The organism is Promicromonospora sp. NPDC057488 (assembly GCF_042802395.1).
GTDB lineage: Bacteria > Actinomycetota > Actinomycetes > Actinomycetales > Cellulomonadaceae > Promicromonospora.
On the sequence record NZ_JBHVEG010000341.1, the window covers coordinates 1 to 1,269 of the forward strand.

General features: G+C 70.4%; 1 protein-coding gene. It reads left to right on the forward strand.

The features are described 5' to 3' along the window. The first annotated feature begins 262 nt into the window (after positions 1-262). Positions 263-1,183: a hypothetical protein gene (locus ACFU5G_RS29885; protein ID WP_377252785.1), complete on the forward strand. Its 921-nt coding sequence runs from the start codon at positions 263-265 to the stop codon at positions 1,181-1,183. Positions 1,184-1,269 lie beyond the last annotated feature (86 nt).

A 1,269-nucleotide genomic window follows, 5' to 3' on the forward strand; every position in this document is an offset into this window, starting at 1 on the left:
GGTCGGCACAGGCCTGTGCCGACCTCGATGCAGACTGCCGACGTCACAGGAAGCTGCCGACCTCACAGGATCGTGCCGACGCCGATGGAGCGCGCCGACGCCGTGGGGATGCGCCGACGTCAAGAAGGTGTCGCCGACGACAGACCCTCCGCACGATGTCGCACGGGTTCGAGCGCGACCACATGCGGTCCGATGTCGGAACTGTGCACAGTTCCTGGCGCCGGAGGGAACGCACCCCGCTCGGCTGACGCACGCTCGTCCCATGACCACAACCTCGACCGTCCCCGTCGTCGACATCCCCGCGGTCCTGCTCGCGAGCGAGCGCGACCGGAACAAGCTGGCTGAGGCTCAGCGCCGGGGCACGCTCGTCAAGGTGCGCCGCGGCGCCTACTGCGAGGCGCAGGCCGTCCAGGTCGACGGTCCCTCCTCGGCGCCGCGCGAGAAACGGCTGAAGGAGCTGGCCCGAGCTCGCGCCCTGCACTCCCAGCTGCGCTCGGACCACGTGTTCAGCCACACGACCGCCGCTCTGCTGCTCGGTTGCCGGGTCTGGACGGTGCCCGACACGACGCACCTCTACCAGCGCTCCCGTGCCTCGGGCCGGTCCGCCAAGGACGTCATCCGGCACCGGGGCAAGGTCCCGCCCACAGATCTCGCGACGGTGGAGGACCTCACGGTCACGTCGCTCGAGCGCACCGTCATCGACTGTGCCCTGACGTTGCACCCCCTGGAGGCGCTGGTGATCGCCGACTCCGCCCTAGCGCTCGGTGCGGAGCACCAGGTCCTGCTCGAGATGATCGGCACCCGGGCCGGCCAGCGCGGGATCCAGCGGGCCCGGCTGGTCATCGAGCTCGCGGACGGCGGCTCGGGGTCAGCCTGGGAGACATGGGTACGCTACGAGGTCCTGCGGGCCGGCCTCCCCCGTCCCAGCACACAGATGCCGGTCCAGACCGACCGCGGGCTCTTCCACACAGATCTCGGGTACGAGCAGTGGGGCCTGGGCATCGAGTTCGACGGCCTGGTCAAGTACCGGGCCGACGCCATCCGTCGGGCCGGCGTCACCCTGGAGCGGAGCAGTGCGGCGGACCGGACCGACACCCGCGCGATGCTCGCCAGGATCACGGCACACCTGCCGCCCGAGGTGGTGAAACGGTCGCGCACCAACGTGCTCCTGCCACCCGCCTGAGGCAGACATCAACCGGGTCGGCAGTTTGCCGCGCAAAGTCGGCAGTCTGCTTCGAGGTCGGCAGAGGCCTGTGCCGACCTCGATGC